Here is a 25,546-nt window from a genome sequence, read left to right as displayed (position 1 = left end):
CAAAATTCGCATGGTTAATGCCGCCTTAACCAAACCCTTTTTAAAGTCGCCTCTCAGACTGCGCGAGCCATGCTTGCGCGCGACGGGATTTGACGGGGTGTTCACATGCGTTCGAACGCGGCGGCTCAACTGGCGATCGACGAAACCGCTTACGGATTGCGCGGCTTCCTGCACCGGCAGATGACGCGGGCGGCGGGCGTCGCCGTCCTCGGCGTGACGGTGTTCTGCTTTGCTGCGCTGGCGACGTGGAACGTCGCCGACCCGTCCTTCAGCCATGCCACCGACAACCCCGTCACCAATGCCGGCGGCTATCCCGGGGCGGTGGTGGCGGATCTCCTGATGCAGTTCCTCGGCCTCGGCGCGGTCGTGGCGCTGGTGCCGGCGGCCGTGTGGGGGCTGCGCCTCGTCGCGGCGCGCCGGATCGACCGGATGCCGGCACGCGCCGCCGCTTGGGCCGGCGCGGCCGTCCTCGGCGCGGGCGTCATCGGCTGCATCGTCGCCCCGCCGACATGGCCGCTGCCTTCGGGCCTCGGCGGCGTGATCGGCGATCTGGCGCTCGGCATTCCCTCGTGGCTCGCCGGCGGCTACCCCACGGGGGCGGCCGCCATCCTCACCGTCGCGGTCTTCATCGGCCCGGCGCTGTGGCTGCTCGCCTTCGCCTCGGTCCTCATCGGCCGACCGGCGTCCGTCGCAGCCGCCGAAAGCCCGGCCCCGGCCCGGCGCAGGCAGGCGGCGCGCCCGAGGGAGGAGGATTTCGACGACGAGGACGAGGACGACGAGGACCGCGCCGGCTTCCTTGTCGCGGCCATGGGCGCGGTGACGCATTGGTGGCTCGCGGCTCAAGGCTTCGTCCGGCGCAGGCTCGGCGGCGCGGTGCGCGACAGAAGGCGCGGCATCGTCTGGGACGATGACGACGGCATGGACGACATTCCCGTCTCGCGCCCCGCCGCGCGGCGGGCCATCGGGCACGGGGCGCGTGTCGAGCCGGGCTTCGACGCAGCGCCCGCGCATGACGACGAGCCGCCTTTCGAGGTCGGGCCGGTGGGCCGGGCGCCCGCAAACTACGACCGGGGCGCGGATTTCGACGACGACGAGGATTTCGACGAGGACGACATCGTCATCCGGCCGACGCCGGCGCACGGCGCGCAGGCCGCCGAGGTACGCCATTTCCGCTCGGACGCCGCCACCCGCGTCGAGGCCCCGGCCCCGCGGCCGCAGCAGGGCGCGCGCGTCCAGCGCGAGGCACAGCGCTCGCTGATCGGCCCCGACAGCTTCGAGATGCCGTCGCTGCATTTCCTCGCCGAGGCCAAGAACGTCACCCGCGACCCGTCGCTGTCGCAGGATGCGCTGGAGCAGAACGCGCGCCTGCTCGAAGGCGTCCTGGAGGATTTCGGCGTCAAGGGCGAGATCATCCATGTCCGCCCCGGCCCGGTGGTGACGCTCTACGAGCTGGAGCCCGCGCCCGGCATCAAGTCCAGCCGCGTCATCGGCCTCGCCGACGACATCGCCCGCTCGATGAGCGCCATCGCCTGCCGCGTCGCCGTGGTGCCCGGGCGCAACGCCATCGGCATCGAGCTGCCCAACGCGCGGCGCGAGACGGTCTATCTGCGCGAGCTGCTGGCCAGCCGCGACTTCGAGCAGTCGAAGGCGAAGCTGGCGCTCGCGCTCGGCAAGACCATCAACGGCGAGGCGGTCATCGCCGACATCGCCAAGTTCCCGCATCTGCTCGTCGCCGGCACCACCGGCTCGGGCAAGTCGGTGGCGATCAACACCATGATCCTGTCGATCCTCTACCGGATGACGCCGCAGGATTGCCGCCTGATCATGATCGACCCGAAGATGCTGGAGCTGTCCGTCTATGACGGCATCCCGCATCTGCTGACCCCCGTCGTCACCGACCCGAAGAAGGCGGTCGTCGCGCTCAAATGGACCGTGCGCGAGATGGAGGACCGCTACCGCAAGATGTCGAAGGTCGGCGTGCGCAACATCGACGGCTTCAACAGCCGCGTCGAGCAGGCGCTGGCCAAGGGCGAGCAGATCAGCCGCACCGTGCAGACCGGCTTCGACCGCCAGACCGGCGAGGCGATGTACGAGACGGAGGAGTTCGACCTCCAGCCCATGCCCTATATCGTCGTCATCATCGACGAGATGGCCGACCTGATGATGGTTGCCGGCAAGGACATCGAAGGTGCCGTTCAGCGGCTTGCGCAGATGGCGCGCGCGGCCGGCATCCACGTCATCATGGCGACGCAGCGCCCCTCGGTCGACGTCATCACCGGCACGATCAAGGCCAACTTCCCGACGCGCATCTCCTTCCAGGTGACGTCGAAGATCGACAGCCGCACCATCCTGGGCGAACAGGGTGCCGAACAACTGCTCGGCATGGGCGACATGCTCTACATGGCCGGCGGCGGGCGCATCCAGCGCGTGCACGGTCCCTTCGTCTCCGATGGCGAGGTGGAGGCGGTGGTCGCGCATCTGAAGACGCAGGGCGCGCCGCAGTATCTCGATGCGATCACCGAGGACGACGATGACGACGGCGAGGGCGGGAGCGGCCCGGCCGGCACCGCCAATCTCGACGATTCGGACGATCCCTATGACCAGGCGGTGGCTGTCGTGCTGCGCGACGGCAAGGCATCGACCTCCTATATCCAGCGCCGTCTCGGCATCGGCTACAACCGTGCCGCATCGCTGATCGAGCGCATGGAGAAGGAAGGGCTGATCGGCCCGGCGAACCACGCCGGCAAGCGCGAGATCCTGGTGCCGACCGAGGAAGACAAGTTCTGACGGGACGGGCCTGAAGCAGTGGTCGGCGCGCAACCGGAACGGCCGGCCACGCGTTTGGCCCTGCCGGGCGGCGCGAAGCGGGCGTGCTTTGGTTTCGCGCAATTCCGGACGGAATTGCTCAAGCCCAATTTCGGCCCAACTGGACGCCTATCGGAAAGCGAACAATCGAGGTGACGGCGATGGATGAGATGGTGAAGGCGACGATGTCGCGGCGGCGGTTTCTCGGGCAGGCGGCGCTCGTCGCCGGGATGGCGGCGCTCGGACAGTTCGCCGGGCCGTTTCTCGCCGCCGGCCACGCGCAGGGCGCTGCCGCCCAGCGCATCGCCGACCATTTCGCCCGCGTGAAGACGATGATGGGCGAGTTCGTCCAGTTCGGCCCGCGCGGCGAGCAGACCGGCGGCAAGTTCTATATCGAGCGGCCGGGCAAGCTGCGCTTCAACTACGAATCGCCGGCGACGTTCAAGGTCACGTCCGACGGCACGACGCTGGTGCTTGAGAACACGAAGCTCAAGACCGCCGACGTCTACCCGCTGTCGAAGACGCCGCTGAAGCTCTTGCTCGACAGCCGGATCGATCTTTCCGACGGCAAGGTGCGCAGCGTCAAGGAAGAGGCGGACCTGACGACGATCCAGCTCGCCGACAAGTCGGTGTTCGGCGATTCGACCATCACGCTGATGTTCGACCCCGCCTCCTACGAGCTGCGCCAGTGGACCATCACCGACGCGCAGGGCAAGGACACGACGGTGATGATCTTCAACGTGCAGGAAGGCGTGCGCTTCGATCCGTCCGTGTTCGCCATCGACCATCGCCGTATCCAGCAGATGCAGCAGCCCGGCCAGCGCTGAGGCCGGCCATCGCGGCATCGGACTGTGGAAGGCGGGCTGCCCGCGGCTTGCCTGACGCGGCCCCGGCTGGCACAAGGGGAGACATCTCCCCTTCCGACGCCGGACCTCCCCCATGGCTTTCACCATCGCGACCTGGAACATCAACTCCGTGCGGCTGCGGATGCCGCTGGTCGAGAAGTTCCTGAATACCGTTTCGCCGGACGTGCTGTGCCTTCAGGAGACGAAGTGCCCCGACCCGCTGTTTCCGCTCTCCGCCTTCCGCAAGGCCGGCTACGAGCATATCGAGATGCAGGGCCAGAAGGGCTATCACGGCGTCGCCACCGTTTCGCGCCGGCCGCTGGAGGTGGTCGAGAAGCGCCGCTTCTGCGACATCGAGGACTGCCGGCACCTTTCCGTCCATGTCGAGGCCGGCGGGCGCAGGATCCTCCTGCATAATTTCTACGTGCCGGCCGGCGGCGACGAGCCGGACCCCACGATCAATCCAAAATTCCGGCACAAGCTCGATTTCGTGGCGCAGATGCACGACATCCCGGCGCTGGAGGGCGAGGGGCTGTCCTCGGTTCTGGTCGGGGATCTGAACATCGCGCCGCTGGAGACCGACGTGTGGTCGCACAAACAGCTTCTCAACGTCGTCTCGCACACGCCGGTCGAGACGACCAGCTTCGATGCGATGCGCCGGGCCGGCAACTGGGTCGACCTGATGCGCCAAGCCATCCCGCCGGAGGAGAAGCTGTTCACCTGGTGGAGCTACCGCGCGCAGGACTGGGCCGCGTCCAACCGCGGCCGCAGGCTCGACCATGTCTGGTCCTCGCCCAATCTTTCGCCGGTGCTATCCGGCATCGAGGTGCTGCGCGACGCGCGCGGCTGGGAGCGGCCGTCCGACCACGTGCCGGTGATCGCGCGCTTTAATCTCGACTGAGGATCGCGTTCAGTCGGCGAAGCGCGGCGCGATGGTCTCGATGCGCTTCAGGAACTCCTCGAGGTCGCGCAGCATGCGTGCGTGGAGCCGCGCGGCGACCTCCGGATATTCCTCGAGGATGCGATGGAACAGCGAGCGCGACAGGCGGATGGCGATGACATCCGTCTCGGCGGCAGCATAGGTCAGCCGCTTGCCCGGGGCGATCAGCGCCAGCTCGCCGATGATCGAGCCTTCGCCGAGCCGCGACAGGGCGACGGCCTCGCCGCCGCCGTCGCGATAGAGAACGACCCGGCCCGAGGCCACGACATAGGCGCATTCGGCGGCCGCGCCCTCGGCGAAGATCACCCGGCCGGCGGCGAAGCGCACCTCCTCCGCTCCGAAGGCGAGCAGCCGCAGTTGCTCGTCGGTCAGCTCCGAGAACAGCCCGACCCCCGACAGGATGCGGATATCGTCTTCAAGCGCCAAGTGACGGTCTCAAATTGCGTCCCCCGTTGAGGTTCTTCGACCGCGAGGGGCGGACAGTCAAGGGACGAGCTTGTAGCCGCCGCTTTCCGTCACAAGAATCTCGGCGTTGGAAGGGTCGCGCTCGATCTTCTGGCGCAGGCGGTAGACATGGGTTTCCAGCGTGTGGGTCGTCACCCCGGAATTGTAGCCCCAGACTTCTTCCAACAGGATATCGCGCGTCACCACCTTCTCGCCGGCGCGGTAGAGATACTTGATGATCGAGGCTTCCTTCTCGGTCAGCCGCACCTTCGCGCCCTTCGGGTCGGTCATCAGCTTCTGGCTCGGCTTGAAGGTATAGGGGCCGACGGTGAAGGTGGCATCCTCGCTCTGCTCGTGCTGGCGCAGCTGCGCGCGGATGCGCGCGAGCAGCACTGCGAAGCGGAACGGCTTTGTGACGTAGTCGTTGGCGCCGGCCTCCAGCCCGAGGATGGTGTCGGAATCGGTGTCGTGCCCGGTCAGCATGATGATCGGGGCCTTGAAGCCGCCCTTGCGCAGGATCTTCACCGCCTCGCGGCCGTCCATGTCCGGCAGGCCGACATCCATGATGAGAAGATCGATGGTGCCTGCGCGCGCGGCCTGCATGCCCTTGGCCGCATTGTCCTCCTCGAGGACCGAGAACTCCTCGTAGAGCGAAAGCTGCTCCACCAGCGTCTCGCGCAGATCGGCGTCGTCGTCGACGATGAGGATGGTGCGTGCGGTCATGGTGTTTCCGATTCAGGCATGCAGACGATTGACCCGGCCCCTGCTTTATGCGGAACCATGGCCGACATTAAAGACGATCACGGCGATTTGTTCCACGATGCGATCATATCGGAAATATGGCGAAACCGCGCGCCTGCCGGCGAATGCCGGCAAAATCACCAGCAAAATGGTGGTCAGGCCGCGTCCCGGCAAGCCGACGCAGGGAATCCTGCAATGGGCGGGACAGGCCTTTCCCTGCGCGCTCGGCCGCGGCGGCATCCGCGCGGTCAAGCGCGAGAGCGACGGCGCGACGCCGCTCGGGCCTATGCGCCTGCTCCATGGCTATTTCCGCGCTGGCCCCAGCCGGGCGCTTTCGGCAGCAGCGCTGTCATCGCCGCTGCCGTTCCGGGCGATCCGCGCTGATGACGGCTGGTGCGACGCACCGGGCGACCGCAACTACAACCGCAAGGTGACGCTGCCCTATTCCGCGAGCAGCGAGACGATGCGGCGCGCCGACCGCCTCTACGATTGCGTGATCGTGCTCGACTACAACATCCGGCCGCGCCGGCGCGGCATGGGCAGCGCCATCTTCTTCCACATCGCGCGCGAGGGCTTCGCGCCGACGGAAGGCTGCGTCGCGGTGTCGCCGCGCGTCATGGCGCGGCTGCTGCCGCATCTTTCGCGGCGCACCGTGCTGACGGTGCTACGCTAGAGCATTTTGCAGCCAGACGGAATCGTCTGGCGTCGCATAAATGCGGCTGAAACAAACAGCTAGATGTGAGCTTTCGGGAGGTTGTCCATTCGGACCGGACCGGGGAGACTGGAGTTACCAAGCTTCAGCATCCACCGGAGGGTCCGAATGAACATCCACAAGAATGCCCGCCTGACGCCGTTGCGTCGAGAGGAGATGGCGCTGTCGGTGATTGAGGGGCGTCTTTCCCAAGCCCATGCGGCACGGACCTATGGCGTGTCGGCGAAGATCGTGGCGCGCTGGGTGGAGCGCTACAAGGCGGAAGGGCGGTCCGGCATGGGCGACCGATCCTCGCGGCCCGCCCATATGCCGCAGGCCACCGCGGCGTCGATCGCCGAGCGTATTGTGGTGCTGCGTCGGCTGCGCTGGACCGGCAAGCACATTGCCCATGAGGTTGGCGTCTCGCCGGCCACCGTCAGCCGGGTGCTCAGGCGCGCCGAGCTGTCGCGGCTCAAGGACATCGAGCCGGCCGCGCCGGTCAGGCGCTACGAACGTGCCCATCCCGGCGAGATGATCCATATCGACATCAAGAAACTCGGCCGGTTCGACCGCGTCGGCCATCGCATCACCGGCGATCGGCGCGGCCAGTCCAACAGTCGCGGCATCGGCTGGGAGTTCGTCCATGTCGCCATCGACGATGCCTCGCGCATCGCCTTCAGCCAGATCCTGCCCGACGAGAAGAAGCAAAGCGCCGTCGCCTTCCTCACGGCGGCAGTCGCCTACTACGCCAGCCTCGGAATCACCGTCACTCGCGTCATGACCGACAACGGCTCGTGCTATCGCTCGAAGGCTTTCGCGCGCGCTTGCCGCGAATTCGGCCTCAAGCACATCCGAACCAGGCCCTACACGCCGCGCACAAACGGCAAGGCCGAGCGCTTCATCCAGACCGCCTTGCGCGAGTGGGCCTATGCCGTGGCCTATCCGACATCACGCCACCGTGCCGCTGAACTGCCGATCTGGCTCCACCGCTACAATTGGCATCGCCCGCATGGCAGCCTAAAGTCCAAACCACCAATCAGTCGCCTCCATCTAACCGGCGACAACCTCTTGAGGCTCCACAGCTAGAGCAACAGGCATTCGTCAGAATGCCTGTTGCTCTAGCCGCCAGACGGTGGTGCGCTTCACTTCCGAATCCTCCAGCGCGCGCGTCACCGGCACCTCGTAGGTGGCGAGCCGCTCAAGGCCCGATTTCGGCAGATAGGCGCGGCCGGGATCGCCGACGAGGATGTCGGCGCCTTGCGCCCTGAGGGCGCGGAACCACGGCGAGAGGCGTTCAGCGAAGGCCTTGTCGTAGAAGACGTCGCCGGCCAGCACCACGTCCCAGCCCCCGGCGCTGCCGACGAGGTCGTCGGCGGTGAAGTCGATCGCGACGCCGTTGGCCTCGGCGTTGAGGCGAACCGCGGCGGCGCAGAACGGATCGATGTCGGCGGCGAGCACATGGGCCGCGCCGGCCTTCACCGCGGCGATGGCCACCAGACCGGAGCCGGCGGCGAAGTCGAGGACGCGCTTGCCCGCGACGAGAGCGGGATGATCGAGGACGTGCCGCGCCAGCCCCTGCCCGCCGGCCCAGGCGAAGGCCCAGAAGGGCGGCGGCAGGCCGATCTCCTCAAGCTCCTCCTCGGTGCGGTGCCAGAGCGCGTGCGCTTCGTCGGCGAGGAAAAGCATGATCTCCGGCACATGCGGCGGGGCGATCGGGGCGGTGTTCGCCCGGATGAAGCCTGCGGCCTGTTCCGGGGTCAGGGTCACGCCTTGGGAGCCGGCACGAGGTCGCCGGTAAGGCCACCCATACGGCAGACCTCGATCCATTCGTCGTCCGTCACCGGCTGGACGGAAAGCCGCATCGAGGTGACGAGCGCCATGTCGGCCAGCTTCGGGTTGGCCTTGACGTCCTTCAGCGTCACCGGCTTCGGCACGGCGCGCACGGCGCGGATGTCGACGCATTCCCAGCGCGGGTCGTCGGTGGTCGAATCGGGATGCGCCAGCGCGCAGACCTCGACGATGCCGACGACTTCGAGCCCGATATTGGAATGGTAGAAGAAGCCGAGATCGCCGACCTTCATCGCGCGCATGTTGTTGCGCGCCTGATAGTTGCGCACCCCGTCCCACTGCTCGCCCTTCTTGCCCTTCGCCTTCAGCCCATCGAAGGAGAAGACGTCCGGCTCGGACTTGAACAGCCAATAGGCCATCACTTCGCCTCCGGCGGGTTGAACGCCCAGTTCCAGGCATGGATGTCGACGGTTTCGAACAGCTCGGCCCCGGTATAGGGATCGTCGGCGACGATCTGCTCGGCCTCGGCGCGGTCGGCCACTTCGAGCGCCACGAGGCTGCCGAGCGGCTTGCCGTCGTCGCCGAGCATCGGCCCGGCGAACCGCAGCTTGCCGGCGGCGTTGAGCGCGTTGATGTAGTCGAGATGCGCGGGCCGGGTGGCCAGCCGCACGTCGAGCTTGCCGGGCCAGTCCTTGCAGATGACGGCGAAAATCATGTCGGTCTCCCTTGGTCTTTGTCGGTGGAGGTCATTGCCGGCAGCCGGTCACGGGCCGCCGAATTCGCTTTTCAGCGGCCGCGCCATCAGCGCCGCCACGGCGTCGGCGATGGTGATGCGGCCGCAAAGCAGCGCGTCCACAGCGGCGATGATCGGCGCGTCGACGCCCTTCTCGCGGGCGATGCGGGCGGCGATGCCGGCCGTCGCCACGCCCTCGGCGAGCGGGCGGCCTTCGAGGCTTTCGCCGCGGCCGATCGCCAGCCCGTAGGAGAAGTTGCGCGACTGGGACGAGCCGCAGGTCAGGATCAGGTCGCCGAGGCCGGAAAGGCCCATCAGCGTTTCCGGCTCGGCGCCGAAGGCGGCGCCGACGCGGCGCAGCTCGACGAAGCCGCGCGTCACCAGCGCGGCCTGCGCGCTGGCGCCGAGGCCGGCCCCGGCGACCGCGCCCGCGGCGATGGCGAGCACGTTCTTCAGCGCGCCGCCGACCTCGACGCCGATCAGGTCGGTGCTCGAATAGCAGCGGAAGGCAGGCGACGACAGAAGCGCGGCAAGCCCGGCCGCGCGCGCCTCGTCTTGCGCCGCGACGGTGACGGCGGTGGGCAGGCCGGCGGCGACGTCGGCCGCGAAGCTTGGCCCGGACAGGGCGGCGACGGGCGTTTCCGGCAAGAGCTCGGCGGCGATCTCCGACAGAAGCTTGCCGGTGTCGCGCTCGATGCCCTTGGCGCAGAGGACGAGGGGGATTCCCGGGTGGAGCCGGGATGCCAGCGCACTGATGAGGCCGCGCATCGCCTGCGCCGGCACGACGGCGAGGACGCAGGCCGCGTCGGCAAGGGCGGCGTCGAGGTCGGTCGTGGCGGCGAGCGCCGGATCGAGCGCGATGCCGGCAAGATAGCGCGGGTTCTCGTGGCGCGTGTCGATGGCCGCGGCGGTTTCGCCGTCGCGCGCCCACAGCACGCAGTCGTGGCCGGCGCGCAGGGCGGTCGTTGCCAGCGCCGTTCCCCACGCGCCGCCGCCGAGAACCGCGATCTTCAGCTTCCCTGCGCTCACGCCTTCGCCCCCCGCTTGCCCGAGCCGACCATCGGCGCGGCCTCCTCGTCCAGCGGCCAGCGCGAGCGCGGCGCAAAGTCGAGCGCGTCGTCTTCGCAAAGGCCCGCGCGCAGGCGCTCGATGCCGGCCCAGGCGATCATCGCCGCATTGTCGGTGCACAGCTTGAGCGGCGGCGCGACGAGGCGCGCGCCGTGCCGCGCCGCCGTCGCGTCGAGCGCGGCGCGGATCGCCCTGTTGGCGGCGACGCCGCCGGCGACGACCAGCACCGGCTGCGCGATATCAGGGAAGGCCTCGCGGAAGCGGGCGAGGCTCTTGCCGACGCGCTCGGCCAGCGTTTCGGTGACGGCGAGCTGGAAGGAGGCGCAGATGTCGGCGACGTCCCTGTCCGACAGCGGCGCGATGGCCGAGGCCGCCTGCCGCACGGCGGTTTTCAGGCCCGAGAAGGAGAAATCGGCCCGCCGCTCGCCCTTCAGCGGGCGCGGGAAGGAGAAGCGGGAAGCATCGCCTTCTGCCGCGGCGCGCTCGACGCTCGGGCCGCCGGGATAGGGCAGGCCGAGAAGCTTCGCCGTCTTGTCGAAGGCCTCGCCGAGCGCGTCGTCGATGGTCGTCGCCCAGCGCTCGTAGCAGCCGACCCCGCGCACCAGCACCATTTGCGTGTGCCCGCCGGAGACGAGGAGCAGCAGATAGGGGAAGTCGACATTGCCGGTCATAGGGGCGGTCAGCCGCGCGGTCAGCGCGTGGCCTTCGAGGTGGTTGATCGGAAACAGCGGCTTTTGCGCGGCGGCGGCGATGGCCTTGGCCGTCATCAGCCCGACGATCAGCCCGCCGATCAGGCCGGGGCCGGCGGTGGCGGCGACGGCGTCGATGTCGGCAAGGCCGACCTTCGCCTCTTCAAGCGCGGCCGCGACGATGCCGTCGAGCGCCTCGACATGGGCGCGGGCGGCGATCTCCGGCACCACGCCGCCGAAGGCGGCATGCTCCTCGATCTGGCTCAGCACCACGTTCGAGAGGATGTCCGGCATGCCGGCATCGTCGAGCGCGACGACCGAAGCCGCCGTCTCGTCGCAACTGGTCTCGATGCCAAGCACGCGCATCATTGCCGTTCCAGCCGTTCCCCGATAGGACTGGCCCGACCTATCACGGACGGACCGGCATGCAAACGGATGTGTTGAAGATCGGAACGCGCGGCAGCGCGCTGGCGCTCGCCCAGGCGCACGAGACGCGGGCGCGGCTGATGGCGGCGCACGGTCTGCCCGAGGACGCGTTCGAGATCGTCGTCATCACCACCAGCGGCGACCGCATCCAGGACCGGCCGCTGTCGGAGGCCGGGGGCAAGGGCCTGTTCACCAAGGAGATTGAGGAGGCGCTGCTCGACCGCCGCATCGACATCGCCGTCCATTCCTCGAAGGACATGCCGACCGCGCTGCCGGAAGGGCTGGAGCTTTCCGCCTTTCTCGAGCGCGAGGACGTGCGCGACGCGTTTATCGCCGGGGCTATCGGCCGCGCCGCGCCGCGCCTCGCCGACCTGCCGCAGGGGGCCGTGGTCGGCTCGTCGTCGCTGCGGCGGCAGGCGCTGATTCGCCGGCTGCGGCCCGACATCGAGGTGGTGATGTTCCGCGGCAACGTCCAGACGCGGCTGCGCAAGCTGGACGAGGGGGAGGTCGCCGGCACGCTCCTCGCCTATGCGGGCTTGCGCCGGCTGGGCCTTGCCGACATCGTCACCGAGCTTCTGCCGGCCGAGGCGTTCCCGCCCGCGCCGGGGCAGGGGGCGATCTGCATCGAAAGCCGTGTCGGCGACGGGCGGGTGCTGGATTTGCTCGCACCCATCGGCCACGCGGCGACGGCGCAGGCGCTCGCCTGCGAGCGCGCCTTCCTCGCCGCGCTCGACGGCTCCTGCCGCACGCCCATCGCCGGCCTCGCCCGCATCGACGGGACGCGCCTTGCCTTTTCCGGCACGATCCTGACGCCGGACGGGCGCGAGGCCCACGAGATCGAGGCGGACGGCGCAGCCGGGGATGCCGCGCGCATCGGCGCGGAAGCCGGCGCGCGCATCCGCGACAAGGCCGGGCCGGGCTTCTTCGCCGGCTGGGGCTGATGCGCAGCGTCCTCGTCACCCGCCCCGAGCCGGGCGCGGCGGCGACCGCGGCGCGGCTGGCCGCGATGGGCTTCAAGCCGGTCGTGCTGCCGCTGACGAAGATCGTGGCGACGCCGATGGCTCCGGCCGGGCCATGCGACGCGGTGGTGGCGACGAGCGCCAATGCGCTGCGCCACGCGCCGGCGGCCTGTCTCGCCGCGCTGCGGGACAAGCGCCTCTACGCCGTCGGCGCGGCGACGGCCGAGGCGGCGCGGCAGGCGGGCTTTGCCGACATCGCGGTCGCCGCCGGCACGGCGGCCGACCTCGCCGGCCTGATCGGCAACGCGCTCGCCCCCGGCGCGCGGCTCCTGCATCTGGCCGGGCGCGAGCGCACCGCCGGCTTCGCGGAGGACCTCGCGCGGCGGGGATTCGCCGTCGAGATCGCCGAAACCTATCGCGCCGAGGAGCGTTGTTACGATGCCGCAACCGTCCGCGCGCGGCTTGGCGACGCGCCGGTCTGGGGCGCGCCGGTGTTCTCCGAGCGCGGCGGGCAGTTGCTCGACGCACTTGCGAAACGGGACGGGTTGGGGCATCTGTTTGAAGAGACGAGGTTTTTCTGCATCTCGGCCAAGGTCGCGGCGGCGCTTTCGGGTCGCAACACCTTCGTGGCGGCCGGGCCGGACGAGGACGCCGTTCTGGCGCTCCTTTCGTCGCAGGGGTGAACGGGCCGCATTGCCACCCTTTTCAGCGGCCATCCATGCCTCTAGATCAGACCCTTGGCAGGCATAGGCCCGCCGCAGCCGCTGGAGGAACGCCGGAATGGTCAAAACGCCGCGAACTCGCCACTCCCGGACGGAGAAGGAGCCGGTGACGATCGATCTCGCCCCCGACGAGGTCTCGCGCGCGACGCCGGGCGATGCGCCGGCGGCCGGAGCCGAGCCCGTGCGGGACCGGACCGAGACGAGCGATGCTCCGAAGGATACGGTTGCGCACGAGCCGGCCGCCAAGTCCGCCGATACGGTCGATCCGCGGCCGGCCGCGGCCGCTGCGCGGGACGAAGCGCCCGCCTTCGGCCGTCCCGATGCGCCCGGCAAGGCGCCGAAGGATGCGGCCGCGAGCGAGCGGGCCGCAGAACCGTCCCGCCCGGTCACTCCGCCGCCGGCCCCGCCGGCTTCGCGCGGCGGCGGTCTGCTTGCCGGCCTTCTCGGCGGCGTCGCCGCGCTCGCCATCGCCGCCGGGCTCCAGTTCGCCGGGCTGCTGCCGGGGGCGACGACCCAGCCCGCGCCGGCCGCGCCCGACCACGGCCCCGCCATCGCCGCGCTGGAGGCCGAGATCGCCGGCCTGAAAAGCGAGCTTGCCGCGCTTCCCGCCCCCGGCGAGGGCAGCGAGGCGCTCGACGCCCGCGTTGCCGGGATCGAGGAGCGGGTGACGGAGCTGGCCTCCGGTCTCGAGGCGCTGCGCGCCGAGGTGACGGAGATCGCCGCGCGGCCTTCGCCGGAAGGCGGGGCCCCGGCCGCGCCGGCCGATCTTTCCCCGTTCGAGGAGCGGATCGCCGCGCTCGAAGCCGATCTTGGCGGCCTGCGCGAGACCCTCGCGCCGGCCTCGGCGCTGGCGGCGGTCGAGCAGGCGCTGGCGGTGCTGCGCGGCGAGCTTGCAGCCAGCGGTGAGGGGCAGGCCGCCTCAGTGGCGCGGCTCGACGCGCTGGAGGCGGCGGTGGCCGCGCTCACCGGCCGCGTCGACGAGCAGGCCGAGGCGCCGGCGACGGCGATCATCATCGCCGCCTCGTCCCTCAAGGCGGCCATCGACCGCGGAACGCCGTTCGCGACCGAGCTCGACACCTATGCCGCGCTGGTGCCCGACGCGCCGCAGCTCGACGAATTGCGCGCGCTCGCCGCCTCCGGCGTGCCGACGCGGGCGCAGATCACCGCCGAATCGGACGCCGCCGCCAACGCCATGATCGCCGCCGCGCGGCCGGTCGACCCTGAAGCCGGCATCGTCGACCGGCTGATGGGCTCGATGATGGGCCTTGTCCAGGTACGGCCGATCGGCATGGTCGAGGGCGAGGGCGTGCCGGAGATCGCGGCGCGGCTCGACGCCGCGGTGCGGGCCGGCGACTATGAACGGGCGCTCACTGAGTACGAGACGCTGCCGGCGGAAGCCAAGGCGGCCGGCGAGGCGTTCATCGGCCGGCTGCGCGCGCGCTATAGCGCCGACCGGCTGGCCGACGAGGCGCTCGCCGCCGCGCTGCGGGCATAAGGGGGCAAATATGCTGCGCATCCTTTTCTTCCTCGCCGTCGTCTTCGCGCTCGGGCTCGGCTTCGCCTGGCTCGCAGACCGGCCGGGTGACCTCGTCGTCACCTTCGACGGCTACCAGTACCAGGTGACGCTGATGGTGGCGGCGGTTGCCGTCGCGGCCATCGTCGCGGCGACGATGCTGGCGTGGTGGATCGTCAAGGGCATCTGGCGCAGCCCCTATCTCGTGTCGCGCTATTTCCGCGTGCGCCGGCGCGACCGCGGCTATCAGGCGCTCTCCACCGGCATGATCGCTGCCGGGGCGGGCGACGCCGGGCTGGCGCGGGCGAAGAAGAAGGAGGCGATGAAGCTGATCAGCGCCGACCAGGAGCCGCTGATCCATCTTCTCGACGCGCAGGCCTCGCTGCTCGAAGGCGACCACGAGGCGGCGCGGCGCAAGTTCGAGGCGATGTTGGAGGACCCCGAGACACGGCTTCTCGGCCTGCGCGGGCTCTATCTCGAGGCCGAGCGGCTGGGCGACCGGACGGCCGCGCGCCACTATGCGGCAAGTGCGGCGCAGGCCGCGCCGCAGCTCGGCTGGGCCACGGACGTGTCGCTGGAGGAGAAAGCCGAGGCCCATGAATGGGACGCGGCGCTGCGCATCGTTGAGGCGCAGAAATCGACGGTGCAGATCGAGCGCGACGCCGCCGCCCGCCGCAAGGCGGTGCTGCTGACCGCCAAGGCGCTCGACACGCTGGAGGCCGACCCGACCGGCGCCAAGGCGGCCGCGCTGGAGGCGGTGAAGCTGGCGCCGACGCTGGTGCCGGCGGCGGTGGCGGCGGCGAAGGCCGCGTTCCGCCTCGGCGACGTGCGCAAGGGCGCTAAGGTGCTGGAGGCGGCGTGGAAAGCAGAGCCGCATCCCGAGATCGCCGACGCCTATATCCATGCACGGCCGGGCGATTCCACCCACGACCGGCTCGACCGGGCGAAGAAGCTGCAATCGCTCAGGCGCAACCATGTCGAATCGGCGCTGGCCGTCGCCCGCGCCGCGCTCGACGCCGGCGAGTTCGCGCTCGCCCGTTCCGAGGCGGAATCGGCGGCGAGAATCGGCCCCCGCGAAGGCGCGTACCTCTTGCTCGCCGACATCGAGGAAGCCGATACCGGCGATCAGGGCAAGGTGCGGCAGTGGCTCGGCAGGGCCGTCCGCGCGCCGCGCGACCCGGCCTGGGTGGCGGACGGCTATGTCAGCGAACGCTGGTCGCCCGTCTCGCCGGTGACGGGGCGGCTCGACGCGTTCGAATGGCGCTCGCCGGGCGAGCGGCTCGGCCAGCTCGTCGATGGGAGCGAGGAGGAGACGAGGGGCCCTGCGCCAGTATCTGCCCCTGCGCCGCTTGCGCCGCCCGCCGCCGACCCGGTGGTGCGCGCGGCGGAGGTGGAGGATGCGGTGATCGAGGCCGCGCCGGCGGCCGCTGCCGCCGCGCCGCCGTCCGTCGCGGAGCCTGCCGCGCCGGAGGAAAGCCCGCCGGTGGTCGACGCCGGGCCTGCGGAGGACTCGGACGAGGCGGTGGTCCAACCGGCCCGCCTGCCCGACGATCCCGGCGTCCCGCCGGAGGAGGAGCGCGTCGAGAAGCCGGGCATGTTCCGCCTGTTCTGACAGATCCGTTTCTCTTGCGCATCCGGGAAGGCACCATGCTCGACAGGTTGAAATCATTCTTCGGCTCGCTGCCCGAACGCGAGCGGCACGCGCCGGTGCGCGCCGACGAGCCCGATGTCGCGGCGGCGGCGCTGATGCTGTCGGTGATCGAGGCGGACGGGCTGCACGGCGAGGCCGAGCGCATGCGGCTGCGCGACGCGCTCAAGGCCGCCTACGGGCTTTCGGGCGAGGCGCTGGCCGAGGTGATGGCGGCGGGCGAGGCGGCCTTTCGCGAGGCGGTCGACCTTTCCGCCCACACCGCGGTGCTGGCCCGCGCCCTCGACGATGCGGCCAAGGCCGATTTCGTCGGCATCCTGTGGGAGATCGTCCATGCCGACGGCGACCTGCACGAGCTGGAGGACAACACCGTCTGGCGCATCGCCGAGCTGATCGGCGTGTCGCAGCACGAGCGGGTGATGCAGCGCCGGCAGGTGCGCGAGCGGCACGGCCTGCCCGACGCCGCCTGGGACGACTGAACCGCTCTTCGGCTTTGCCGCCCACCCCCACCCCCGTGTGACGCTGCGACAGGGCGTCGCAGCATTAAACAAGTATTTACTAAACTATTGATACGCTCCCTTTTGTATGAAACCGGACACATCATGGGGGGCCAAGGATGTGTGATTTCAGGACCGTCGGCGCGAGCCGGCGAAGGTGCTTTTCCCGTTAACAGAGTTTGACCGCACGCCGCATGCACCCGCATGCGCCCGGGATGCTTCTTCCAGCGTAACCCATGATCCCGACGCCGCCCTTCGCGGGCGGCGGCCGTCCTTCATCTGCGTTTCACGCCCGCCACGCGGCTGCCGCCGCGCGTCCGGGGCTGAGCCAATTCGTCCTTCTTTCGGGAACCGTCATCATGACCATCAGCACAACCGCCGCGCCGCGGCCTGTTGCGGAGGAAGGCCGGGCAACCGCCGGCCGCTTTTCCTTCTCCGTCCGCGCCAGCCTTCTCGCCATCCTTTCCCTGTTCATCGTCGGGCTGTTCTCGCTGGCGGTGAGCAACCTCTTCTCGGCCTGGACCTCGATGGACTCGGCCCAGGCCATGCGCGCCAACAACGAGGTCGGCGACATCTTCCTCGCCGCTGCGGGCTCGCTCGCCGCCGAGCGCGGCGTCACCAACACGGCGCTCGCCAGCCCGATGCCGGCCGACGCCCGGGTGCGCGACCAGCTCGCACGGCTGCGCGAGGAGGCGGACGCCGCGCTTCGCCCGGCGCTCGACAAAGTGCGCGCCGGTGCCGGCTTCTCCGGCCGGGACGCGCTGCTTTCCCGCGTGACGCGGGACATGGCGGCGCTCGATTCGCTGCGCGCCGAGGCCGACAGGCAGCTCGGCGAGCTGGGTGGGAGCCGCGACGAGGCCATGGTCAAGCGCTGGATCCCGACGGCCACGGCACTCGTCCTGTCGTCGCAGGAGCTGCGCGTCGCCGCGCAGGTGGTGCCGTCGACGGCGCTGGCGCGCACCCAGATCCTGCTCGATCTCAAGCAGGCGATGTGGGTGATGAGCGAATATGCCGGGCGCGAGCGCGCGACGGTCGGGGCGCTGGTCGGGCGCGGCGGCCGGATCGATGCGGCCACGCTGGCGATGCTGGCCGAATATCGCGGCCGCCTCGAACAGGCGTGGAGCATGGTCGAGGCCTATGGCGCGCGCGAGTTCGCCAATCCCCTCGTGCTCACTGCGATGGCCACGGTGCGCTCGGAATTCTTCGGGACGTTCGATACGGTGCGCGGCGCGGTCTATGCCGCCGGCGCGGCGGGCGAGCCCCATCCGATGAAGAGCGAGCAGTGGGTGGAGGCGGCGACGCGCGGCATCGACAGCCTGCTCGCCTTGTCCTCGGCCGTCGGGCAGGCGGCGGGCGACTATACGCTCCAGGTCGAGAACCAGGGCCGCACCGGCGTCATCGTCAGCGCCGTCGTGCTCCTGATGGTGGTGCTGGTCGGGCTCGCCGCGTTCCGGATCGTCGTTTTCCGCGTCGTCCGGCCGATCCGGTCGCTGACGGACACGATGGCGCGGTTGGCCGGCGGCGACCTCGAGGTCGCGATCCCCTCGGCGGACCGGCAGGACGAGATCGGCCAGATGGCACGCGCCGTCGCGGTGTTCCGCGATGCCGGTCGCGAGAACCGCCGCCTCGAGGCGGAGGCCGAGGAAGGCCGCGCGTCGGGCGAGCGCGAACGGCGCGAGCGCGAGGCGCAGAAGGCGAAGGAGGCGCAGGAGCTCCAGCAGGCGATGGACGGCCTCGCCGCCGCCCTCGGCCAGCTTTCGGACGGTAATGTCGGCTACCGCATCGAGGAGAGCTTTTCCGGCTCGCTCGACAGGCTGCGCGCCGATTTCAACGAATCGGTCGGCAAGCTCGAAACCGCGCTGCGCTCGGTCGGCGACAATGCCGGGGCCATCCATGCCGGCTCGGACCAGATCCGCGCCGCGGCCGACGACCTCGCCAAGCGCACCGAGATGCAGGCCGCCTCGGTCGAGGAAACGGCGGCGGCGGTCGAGGAGATCACCGCGACGGTGCGCGACTCCAGCCGCCGCGCGGCCGAGGCCGGGGCGATGGTGGCGCGAACCCGCGAGCAGGCCGAGCATTCCTCGCGTGTCGTCCAGCAGGCGGTCGCGGCGATGGGTGGGATCGAGGCGTCCTCGCGCGAGGTCGCCAACATCATCGGCGTCATCGACGAGATCGCCTTCCAGACCAACCTCCTGGCGCTCAATGCCGGGGTCGAGGCGGCGCGCGCCGGCGAGGCGGGCAGGGGCTTCGCGGTGGTGGCGCAGGAGGTGCGCGAGCTCGCCCAGCGCTCGGCCACGGCGGCGAAGGAGATCAAGGATTTGATCACCTCGTCGTCGCAGCAGGTCCATTCCGGCGTCGCGCTGGTCGGGGAGACCGGAACGGCGCTGACGACCATCGCGGCCGAGGTCGACGAGATCAACCGCCATGTCGCGGCGATCGTCGAGGCCGCGCGCGAGCAGGCCGGCGGGCTGGAGGAGATCAACGCCGCCGTCAACCAGATGGACCAGGGCGCGCAACAGAACGCGGCCATGGTGGAGCAGACCACGGCGGCCAGCCACAGCCTGGCGCGCGAGGCGGTGTCGCTGAACGACCTCCTCGCGCAGTTCCGCTTCGGCGAGGGCGCGCCGGCGCAGGCGAGACCTGTCGCGGCGACCCAGGTGCAAACGCAGCCCGCGCCGTCGCCGGCACGCGCGCTGGTGCGCAAGGTGGCCGGCGTCTTCGGGCGGGGCGGGACGGCGGCAGCGCTCGTTCCGGCCGGGACCGAGCAGGGCTGGGAAGAGTTCTGACGCAGGAGCCGCCCCGGCGCGATGCGGCGCTCGAGGCCGCCGAATGAGCGTCAGGCGGGGGTGAAGTCGAGCGCGACGCCGTTGATGCAGTAGCGCAGGCCGGTCGGCGGCGGGCCATCGGGGAAGACGTGGCCGAGATGGCTGCCGCAGCGCGCGCAGTGGACCTCGGTGCGGACCATGCCCCAGGAGCGGTCCTGCGTGGTTTCGACCGCGCCGGGCAGGGGATCGTTGAAGCTCGGCCAGCCGGTGCCGCTTTCGAACTTGAGGCCCGAGCGGAACAGCTCCTGCCCGCAGCCGGCGCAGGAGAAGGCACCGGCGCGCTTCTCGTGAAGGAGCGCGCAGCTTCCCGGCCGCTCGGTGCCGTGCTCGCGCATGATGTGGTACTGCTCCGGCGTCAGCATCGCGCGCCATTCGGCCTCGCTGCGGGTGACGGGAAACGTCTTCGTGTCCATGATCGCTGTCTCCGGGAATGCCTGCCGCATCAATGTAGGGCGCACCGCCTGCCGGCTCAATGCCCCGCTCAGTGCCCGGGCTCAGTGCTTGCGCGAGAGCTCGCGGGTCGCTGCCTCCAGCCCGGCCAGCGTCAGCGGGTACATGCGTTCGGAGAACAGCTCGCGGATCATCTTGATCGAGTGGGTGTAGCTCCAGTGCTGCTCGCGCACCGGATTGAGCCAGACCGCGTTGCCCCACTGGGCGAGGACGCGCCCGAGCCAGGCATGGCCCGGCTCCTCGTTCCAGTGCTCGACCGAGCCGCCGGCATAGGCGATCTCGTAGGGGCTCATCGAGGCGTCGCCGACGAAGATCACCTTGTAGTCTGGGCCGTATTTGTGCAGCACGTCGAGCGTCGGGATCACCTCCGAATGGCGGCGGCGGTTGTCCTTCCACACGCCCTCGTAGAGGCAGTTGTGGAAGTAGAAATACTCCATGTGGCGGAACTCGGCGCGGGCGGCCGAAAACAGCTCCTCGACGATGCGGATGTGGTCGTCCATCGAGCCGCCGACGTCGAAGAACATCAGGAGCTTGACCGCGTTGCGCCGCTCGGGCCGCGTCCTGACGTCGAGATAGCCGTGCTCGGCGGTGGACTGGATGGTGCCGGGCAGGTCCAGCTCCTCCTCCGCGCCCTCGCGCACCCAGCGGCGCAGCCGCTTGAGAGCGACCTTGATGTTGCGGGTGCCGAGCTCGACCGAATCGTCGAAGTTCCTGAACTCGCGCTTGTCCCAGACCTTGACCGCGCGGCGGTGGCGGCTCTCGGCTTGCCCGATGCGCACGCCTTCGGGGTTGTAGCCATAGGCGCCGAAGGGCGAGGTGCCGGCGGTGCCGATCCATTTCGAGCCGCCCTGATGGCGGCCCTTCTGCTCCTCGAGGCGCTTCTTCAGCGTCTCCATCAGCTTGTCGAAGCCGCCCAGCGCCTCGACCAGCTTCTTCTCCTCCTCGGTCAGGTGCTTCTCGGCCAGCCGGCGCAGCCATTCCTCGGGCAGGTCGGCGACGTCGACGGCACCCTCGCCGGAAACCGCCTCGACGCCGCGGAAGACGTGGGCGAACACCTTGTCGAAGCGGTCGATGTGGCGCTCGTCCTTCACCATGGCGGCGCGGGCGAGATAGTAGAAGCCCTCGACGTCGTACTCGACCAGCCCCGCCTCCATGCCTTCGAGCAGCGCGAGATATTCCCGGAGCGAGACGGGAACCTTCGCGGCTTTCAGCTCGAGGAAGAAGGGCAGGAACATGGCGTCAGCCGCGCTGGTACTTGATGAAGGGCGTGAGCGTCGCGATCCGGTCGTAGAGCCGGCGCGCCGTCTCGTTGAAATGCTGCGTCGTCCAGTAGACGTTGGCCGCGCCGGCCTCGTCGGCTCTCGCGTAGACCGCCTCGATCAGCGCGCGGCCGACGCCCGCGCCGCGCACGTCCGGGTCGGCGTAGAGGTCCTGGAGATAGCAGTTGTCCGCCACCGCCCAGCAGGTGCGGTGGAAGAGGTAGTGGACAAGGCCGCAGGGCCTGCCGTCCGTCTCGGCGATCAGGCCGCGCGGCTCGTAGGTTCCGCCGTCGAACAGCCGTTCCCATGTCGCGGCATAGACCTCTTCCGGCAGGCTCGTTTCGTAGAAGGCGAGGTAGGCCGTCCACAGCCGCCGCCACTCGGCATGGTCCGATCGTTCCAGCGGGCGGACGGTGACGGCGCTCATCGCCGGCTCACCCCTGCCGCCGCGCCATGAAGGCGAGGCGTTCGAACAGGTGGACGTCCTGCTCGTTCTTGAGCAGGGCGCCGTGCAGCTTGGGCAGCGCGTTCTTGGCGTCGACCCGCAGATCCTCGGGGCTGACGTCGTCGGCGACGAGCAGGCGTATCCAGTCGAGCGCCTCGGAGGTCGAGGGCTTCTTCTTGAGGCCGGGCACCTCGCGGATCTCGTAGAAGCGCGTCAGGGCCGCGCGCACGAGGTTCTGCTTGATGCCGGGATAGTGGACATCGACGATGCGTTGCAGCGTCTCGGCGTCGGGGAAGCGGATATAGTGGAAGAAGCAGCGGCGCAGGAAGGCGTCGGGCAGCTCCTTCTCGTTGTTCGAGGTGATGACGACGATCGGGCGCTGGCGCGCGCGCACGGTCTCGCCGGTCTCGTAGACGTGGAACTCCATGCGGTCGAGCTCCTGCAACAGGTCGTTGGGGAACTCGATGTCGGCCTTGTCGATCTCGTCGATCAAAAGCACGACCTTGCGCTCGGCCGCGAACGCCTCCCACAGCTTGCCGCGGCGGATGTAGTTGTGGATGTCGTTGAAGCGCTCGTCGCCGAGCTGGCTGTCGCGCAGGCGCGAGACGGCGTCGTACTCGTAGAGGCCCTGCTGCGCCTTGGTGGTGGACTTGACGTGCCACTCGATCAGCTCGGTGCCGAGCGCGGCTGCGATCTGGCGGGCGAGCTCCGTCTTGCCGGTGCCCGGCTCGCCCTTGACCAGCAGCGGCCGTTCCAGCGCGATCGCGGCGTTGACCGCGACCATGAGATCCTTGTCGGCGACATAGGCCGCCGTTCCTTCGAAGCGCATCTCGTCTATCTTCCTTCGGGAGGCGATTGTTCAGGGCGAAACTAAGGATGCGGGCGGGCCGGCGCAAGCCCCGGCGCCTCGCCGGTCTTTCCGGGACGGTCGGCACGAAACGCACTGGCCAGCCGGCAGGGAGAGGCCTATATTGGATATGCGATCTGCGCTTCCCGACAGGAGTAACATTCCCCGGGGCCTTATTGATCCCTAGGGAGCTGTGCCTGGCCGGACCCGTGGGTTCGGACATACGGCGCCCACCTACTTTGTAGGCACCCGGGATCAACCTCTCCATCGGTCGTCGTGGATCGCACTTTCTCCCCGAAAGAATAACACCCATCCATGAATTCTGCCGCCATAGACATCAAGGACAGGCTGCGGACCGGGGCGCTCGCCCGGCGCGACGCGCTCGATCCCGGGTTCCGCGCGCGGGTCTCGGCCGGGCTCGGCGAGGCGGCCGGGGCGCTCGGCGTCGCGCCGGGCAGCGTCGTCTCCGGCTTCTGGCCGATCCGCTCGGAGATCGACCTGCGCCCGCTGATGGCAGCGCTGGCCGACGGCGGGGCGCGGCTCTGCCTGCCGGCGATCCTCGACCGCACGACCATCGCCTTCCGAGAATATGTCCCCGGCATGCCGCTGATCGACATGGGCTTCGGCACGAAGGGGCCGGGAGCGGATGCGGCGGTCCTCGATCCCGACCTGATGCTGGTGCCGCTCGCCGCCTTCGACGCGGCCGGCAACCGCATCGGCTACGGCGCCGGCCACTACGATCGGGCGATCGCGCGCCTTCATGCGAAGGGCCGGTTTCCGCGGCTGATCGGCACGGCCTTCGACTGCCAGCGCGTCGAGGCCGTTCCGGCCGAGGCGCACGACGCGCCGCTCGGCGAAATCCTCAGCGAAAGCGGCTTGCGCCTGTTTCCCCTCGCTCCCTGATTTCACGCAGTTCCGGGCGGAAAACCGCTTCACACTTTTCCTGGAACTGCTCTATAGAGGCCCCATGAGGCTTCTTTTTCTCGGCGACATGGTGGGACGGACCGGCCGCACGGCGGTGTGGGAGCGCCTGCCTGGACTGATCTCGGATTTCCGGCTCGATTTCGTCATCGTCAACGGCGAGAACGCGGCCGGCGGCTTCGGCATCACCGAGGAAATCTTCCGCAACACGCTCGACGCCGGCGCGGACGTGGTGACGACCGGCAACCATGTCTGGGACCAGCGCGAGGCGCTGGACTTCGCCCCGCGCGAGGAGCGCTTCCTGCGCCCGGCCAACTTTCCCGTCGGCACGCCGGGCCGGGGAACCGGGCTCTACGAGGCGAAGAACGGCGCGCGCGTCTTCGTCACCAACATCATGGGCCGCGTCTTCATGCACCCGGAACTGGACGACCCGTTCCAGGCGGCCGAGCGCGAGCTCGCGGCCTGCCCGCTCGGCGAGCAGGCCGACGCGGTGGTGATCGACTTCCACGCCGAGGCGACCTCGGAGAAGATGTGCATGGCGCATTTCGTCGACGGCCGCGCCTCGCTCGTCGTCGGCACCCACACCCACCAGCCGACGGCCGACCACCAGATCCTGAACAGCGGCACCGCCTACATCTCCGACGCCGGCATGTGCGGCGACTACGATTCCTCGCTCGGCATGGAGAAGGAGGAACCACTGAACCGTTTCCTCTACAAGGTGCCGAAGGGGCGCTTCGAGGCCGCGTCCGGGCCGGCGACGATCTGTGGCGTCGGGGTCGATATTTCCGACCGCACCGGGCTCGCCGAGAGGATCGCGCCCTTGCGGCTCGGGCCGCGACTCGAGGAAACCGTTCCGGCGTTTTGGCGTTAAAGCGACCGGCCGGCATTGACGGAGCGGAATCCCGTTCCTACCTCTGTCCGCATTCCGCTTTCTCAGGCAGCCGGGGACGACGCCGATGGAATTTCTCGCCGACCATTTCTACTGGTTGAACGATCCGACCGCCTGGGTCGCGCTCGTCACCCTGATCGTGCTCGAGGTCGTCCTCGGCATCGACAATTTGATCTTCATCTCGATCCTGACCAACAAGCTGCCCGAGGAGCACCGCGTCATGGCGCGGCGGCTCGGCATCGGCGCGGCGCTCGTCATGCGCCTCGTCCTGCTCGCCACCATCGCCTGGATCGTCCACCTGACCGATCCGGTGTTCGAGGTGTTCGGCAAGGCGTTCTCCTGGCGCGACCTGATCCTGATCGCCGGCGGCCTGTTCCTCGTCTGGAAGGCGACCAAGGAAATCCACCATTCGGTCGATCCCGATGCCGGCAAGGAGAACATCGTCGGCGAGACGATCCAGACCTCGCTCGCCGGCGCGATCTTCCAGATCCTGCTGCTCGATCTCGTCTTCTCCATCGACTCGATCATCACCGCGGTCGGCATGACCGACGAGATCGCCATCATGTACATCGCGGTCATCGTCGCGGTGGCGACGATGCTGCTGGCGGTCAACCCGCTGTCGCGCTTCATCGAGAAGAACCCGACCATCGTCATGCTTGCGCTGGGCTTCCTGCTGATGATCGGCACGACGCTGATCGCCGACGGCATGGGCTTCCATGTGCCGAAGGGCTACATCTACGCCGCGATGGGCTTCTCGGCGCTGGTCGAGGGGCTGAACATGCTGGCGCGGCGCAAGCGCCCCGTTGCCAAGCAGGAGGAAAGAGCGCCCGAATAGGGGCTCAGATGTTCTTTCCGGGACCCGGCGTCGGCTCGCCCGGCACCGGGATCAGCATCCCGCGCTCCTTTAGCCAGGGATGGATCTCGACCGCCCGGCGCAGGGCCGACTGGCCCGCCTCCATCCGGCCCTGCCGCATCAGGATGATCGCCTTGCCGGAAAGCGCCGCGAAATGCAGCGGCTCCAGCGCCAGCGCCCGCTCGATGTCCTCGAGCGAGCCGTCGGGATCGTCGCGCAGGAAGCGGATGAAGGCGCGCTGGTTCCAGCCCTCGGCGTAGCCGGGGGCTTCCGCGACCACGCGGTCGAGGATGACGAGCGCGCCGGCGAAATCGTACGCCTCGCGTCGGCGCATCGCCTCGGCCACGGCCTCGCGGATCGCCGCCGTCGGTCCTTCAGCCATCCACAGCCGCCAGATCGCGTCTTCCGCCATGCGGCCCTCGCGCTCGGTCCGCGCGTCGCGCAGCCGCCGGAACAGCGCGGCGCGGTCGGTGGCCTCTTGCGCCGGGGCCGGCCCGGCGAGAAGGAGCGCACCGAGCCCGGCAAGCACGAGGCGCCGGGTCGGCATG

At 69.6% G+C, this 25,546-nt stretch carries 26 protein-coding genes and 1 other RNA gene; 15 read left to right on the top strand and 12 right to left on the bottom strand.

The genetic code is table 11. The features are described 5' to 3' along the window. Positions 1 to 105: 105 nt before the first annotated feature. The 3 genes from M9945_RS00330 (at position 106) to M9945_RS00320 (ending at position 4,551) form a co-directional block, all read left to right on the top strand. Complete coding sequence (locus M9945_RS00330) at positions 106 to 2,787, top strand: DNA translocase FtsK 4TM domain-containing protein (protein ID WP_367942951.1); 2,682 nt, start codon at positions 106 to 108, stop codon at positions 2,785 to 2,787. A gap of 248 nt (positions 2,788 to 3,035) precedes the next feature. Next, positions 3,036 to 3,632, top strand: coding sequence for an outer membrane lipoprotein carrier protein LolA (locus M9945_RS00325; RefSeq protein ID WP_367944730.1), 597 nt, complete (start codon positions 3,036 to 3,038; stop codon positions 3,630 to 3,632). 112 nt (positions 3,633 to 3,744) lie between these two features. Beyond that, positions 3,745 to 4,551, top strand: coding sequence for an exodeoxyribonuclease III (locus M9945_RS00320; protein ID WP_367942950.1), 807 nt, complete (start codon positions 3,745 to 3,747; stop codon positions 4,549 to 4,551). A gap of 9 nt (positions 4,552 to 4,560) precedes the next feature. Here M9945_RS00320 and M9945_RS00315 read toward each other — a convergent pair whose 3' ends face one another. Together M9945_RS00315 and M9945_RS00310 are read right to left on the bottom strand one after the other, a co-directional pair. After that, a complete protein-coding gene (locus M9945_RS00315; protein WP_367942949.1) occupies positions 4,561 to 5,016 on the bottom strand; it encodes a cyclic nucleotide-binding domain-containing protein in 456 nt (151 codons plus the stop codon). Positions 5,017 to 5,073: 57 nt separating this feature from the next. Further along, on the bottom strand, positions 5,074 to 5,757 hold the full coding sequence (locus tag M9945_RS00310) for a response regulator transcription factor (RefSeq protein WP_367930077.1): 684 nt from the start codon (positions 5,755 to 5,757) through the stop codon (positions 5,074 to 5,076). Positions 5,758 to 5,923: 166 nt separating this feature from the next. Between M9945_RS00310 and M9945_RS00305 the strand changes: the two genes are divergently transcribed. Beyond that, entirely contained in the window at positions 5,924 to 6,448 is a 525-nt protein-coding gene (locus tag M9945_RS00305; protein WP_367944729.1) for a L,D-transpeptidase, read from the top strand. A gap of 147 nt (positions 6,449 to 6,595) precedes the next feature. Beyond that, positions 6,596 to 7,552, top strand: coding sequence for an IS481 family transposase (locus M9945_RS00300; protein WP_367942948.1), 957 nt, complete (start codon positions 6,596 to 6,598; stop codon positions 7,550 to 7,552). A gap of 15 nt (positions 7,553 to 7,567) precedes the next feature. Here the strand turns inward: M9945_RS00300 and M9945_RS00295 are convergent, their stop codons facing one another. Genes M9945_RS00295 through tsaD form a run of 5 tightly spaced genes read right to left on the bottom strand, consistent with a single transcriptional unit; the run spans position 7,568 to position 11,110 of the window. Continuing rightward, positions 7,568 to 8,293: a methyltransferase gene (locus tag M9945_RS00295; protein ID WP_367942947.1), complete on the bottom strand. Its 726-nt coding sequence runs from the start codon at positions 8,291 to 8,293 to the stop codon at positions 7,568 to 7,570. Beyond that, positions 8,230 to 8,673, bottom strand: coding sequence for an EVE domain-containing protein (locus M9945_RS00290; RefSeq protein WP_367942946.1), 444 nt, complete (start codon positions 8,671 to 8,673; stop codon positions 8,230 to 8,232). Before M9945_RS00290 ends, M9945_RS00295 begins: the two co-directional genes overlap by 64 nt. After that, positions 8,673 to 8,969, bottom strand: a complete 297-nt coding sequence (locus tag M9945_RS00285; protein ID WP_367942945.1) for a YciI family protein — start codon at positions 8,967 to 8,969, stop codon at positions 8,673 to 8,675. Before M9945_RS00285 ends, M9945_RS00290 begins: the two co-directional genes overlap by 1 nt. 48 nt (positions 8,970 to 9,017) lie before the next feature. Next, entirely contained in the window at positions 9,018 to 10,016 is a 999-nt protein-coding gene (locus M9945_RS00280; protein WP_367942944.1) for an NAD(P)H-dependent glycerol-3-phosphate dehydrogenase, read from the bottom strand. Next, on the bottom strand, positions 10,013 to 11,110 hold the full coding sequence (gene tsaD / locus M9945_RS00275) for a tRNA (adenosine(37)-N6)-threonylcarbamoyltransferase complex transferase subunit TsaD (RefSeq protein ID WP_367944728.1): 1,098 nt from the start codon (positions 11,108 to 11,110) through the stop codon (positions 10,013 to 10,015). The genes M9945_RS00280 and tsaD overlap by 4 nt, the downstream gene beginning before the upstream one ends. 59 nt (positions 11,111 to 11,169) lie before the next feature. On the opposite strand from tsaD, the gene hemC reads away from it, so the two are divergent. From hemC to M9945_RS00245, 6 genes are all read left to right on the top strand, one after another. Next, positions 11,170 to 12,111: a hydroxymethylbilane synthase gene (gene hemC / locus M9945_RS00270; RefSeq protein ID WP_367942943.1), complete on the top strand. Its 942-nt coding sequence runs from the start codon at positions 11,170 to 11,172 to the stop codon at positions 12,109 to 12,111. Further along, the gene (locus tag M9945_RS00265; RefSeq protein WP_367942942.1) at positions 12,111 to 12,812 is read left to right on the top strand and encodes a uroporphyrinogen-III synthase; all 702 of its coding nucleotides are present in this window, start codon (positions 12,111 to 12,113) and stop codon (positions 12,810 to 12,812) included. Before hemC ends, M9945_RS00265 begins: the two co-directional genes overlap by 1 nt. Before the next feature lie 145 nt (positions 12,813 to 12,957). Beyond that, positions 12,958 to 14,346, top strand: coding sequence for a phage tail protein (locus tag M9945_RS00260; protein WP_367942941.1), 1,389 nt, complete (start codon positions 12,958 to 12,960; stop codon positions 14,344 to 14,346). A 10-nt stretch (positions 14,347 to 14,356) separates the two neighbouring features. Then, on the top strand, positions 14,357 to 15,976 hold the full coding sequence (locus tag M9945_RS00255) for a heme biosynthesis protein HemY (RefSeq protein WP_367942940.1): 1,620 nt from the start codon (positions 14,357 to 14,359) through the stop codon (positions 15,974 to 15,976). 35 nt (positions 15,977 to 16,011) lie between these two features. After that, entirely contained in the window at positions 16,012 to 16,491 is a 480-nt protein-coding gene (locus tag M9945_RS00250; protein ID WP_367930087.1) for a TerB family tellurite resistance protein, read from the top strand. A gap of 377 nt (positions 16,492 to 16,868) precedes the next feature. Then, positions 16,869 to 19,295, top strand: a complete 2,427-nt coding sequence (locus tag M9945_RS00245) for a methyl-accepting chemotaxis protein (protein ID WP_367942939.1) — start codon at positions 16,869 to 16,871, stop codon at positions 19,293 to 19,295. 50 nt (positions 19,296 to 19,345) lie between these two features. Here M9945_RS00245 and msrB read toward each other — a convergent pair whose 3' ends face one another. From msrB to M9945_RS00225, 4 genes are all read right to left on the bottom strand, one after another. Further along, on the bottom strand, positions 19,346 to 19,747 hold the full coding sequence (gene msrB / locus M9945_RS00240) for a peptide-methionine (R)-S-oxide reductase MsrB (RefSeq protein WP_367942938.1): 402 nt from the start codon (positions 19,745 to 19,747) through the stop codon (positions 19,346 to 19,348). Positions 19,748 to 19,828: 81 nt separating this feature from the next. Beyond that, complete coding sequence (locus tag M9945_RS00235; RefSeq protein ID WP_367942937.1) at positions 19,829 to 21,019, bottom strand: VWA domain-containing protein; 1,191 nt, start codon at positions 21,017 to 21,019, stop codon at positions 19,829 to 19,831. A gap of 4 nt (positions 21,020 to 21,023) precedes the next feature. Further along, positions 21,024 to 21,470 carry an N-acetyltransferase family protein gene (locus M9945_RS00230; RefSeq protein ID WP_367942936.1) on the bottom strand — a complete coding sequence of 149 codons (447 nt, stop codon included), beginning with the start codon at positions 21,468 to 21,470 and terminating at the stop codon, positions 21,024 to 21,026. Between the two features lie 7 nt (positions 21,471 to 21,477). After that, a complete protein-coding gene (locus M9945_RS00225) occupies positions 21,478 to 22,317 on the bottom strand; it encodes an AAA family ATPase (RefSeq protein ID WP_367930092.1) in 840 nt (279 codons plus the stop codon). A gap of 149 nt (positions 22,318 to 22,466) precedes the next feature. On the opposite strand from M9945_RS00225, the gene ssrS reads away from it, so the two are divergent. From ssrS to M9945_RS00205, 4 genes are all read left to right on the top strand, one after another. After that, positions 22,467 to 22,622: non-coding RNA, 6S RNA (gene ssrS, locus M9945_RS00220), on the top strand. 28 nt (positions 22,623 to 22,650) lie between these two features. Continuing rightward, positions 22,651 to 23,238, top strand: coding sequence for a 5-formyltetrahydrofolate cyclo-ligase (locus tag M9945_RS00215; protein ID WP_367942935.1), 588 nt, complete (start codon positions 22,651 to 22,653; stop codon positions 23,236 to 23,238). 64 nt (positions 23,239 to 23,302) lie between these two features. Continuing rightward, positions 23,303 to 24,127 carry a YmdB family metallophosphoesterase gene (locus M9945_RS00210; RefSeq protein ID WP_367930094.1) on the top strand — a complete coding sequence of 275 codons (825 nt, stop codon included), beginning with the start codon at positions 23,303 to 23,305 and terminating at the stop codon, positions 24,125 to 24,127. Positions 24,128 to 24,212: 85 nt separating this feature from the next. Beyond that, positions 24,213 to 24,980, top strand: a complete 768-nt coding sequence (locus tag M9945_RS00205; protein ID WP_367930095.1) for a TerC family protein — start codon at positions 24,213 to 24,215, stop codon at positions 24,978 to 24,980. 4 nt (positions 24,981 to 24,984) lie between these two features. On the opposite strand, the gene M9945_RS00200 is transcribed toward M9945_RS00205, so the two are convergent. Next, the gene (locus tag M9945_RS00200) at positions 24,985 to 25,545 is read right to left on the bottom strand and encodes a hypothetical protein (RefSeq protein WP_367942934.1); all 561 of its coding nucleotides are present in this window, start codon (positions 25,543 to 25,545) and stop codon (positions 24,985 to 24,987) included. Position 25,546: the final 1 nt, after the last annotated feature.

This window comes from Aquamicrobium sp. (assembly GCF_023954335.1).
GTDB lineage: Bacteria > Pseudomonadota > Alphaproteobacteria > Rhizobiales > Rhizobiaceae > Aerobium.
This window is presented reverse-complemented; position numbering and strand designations above follow the sequence as displayed.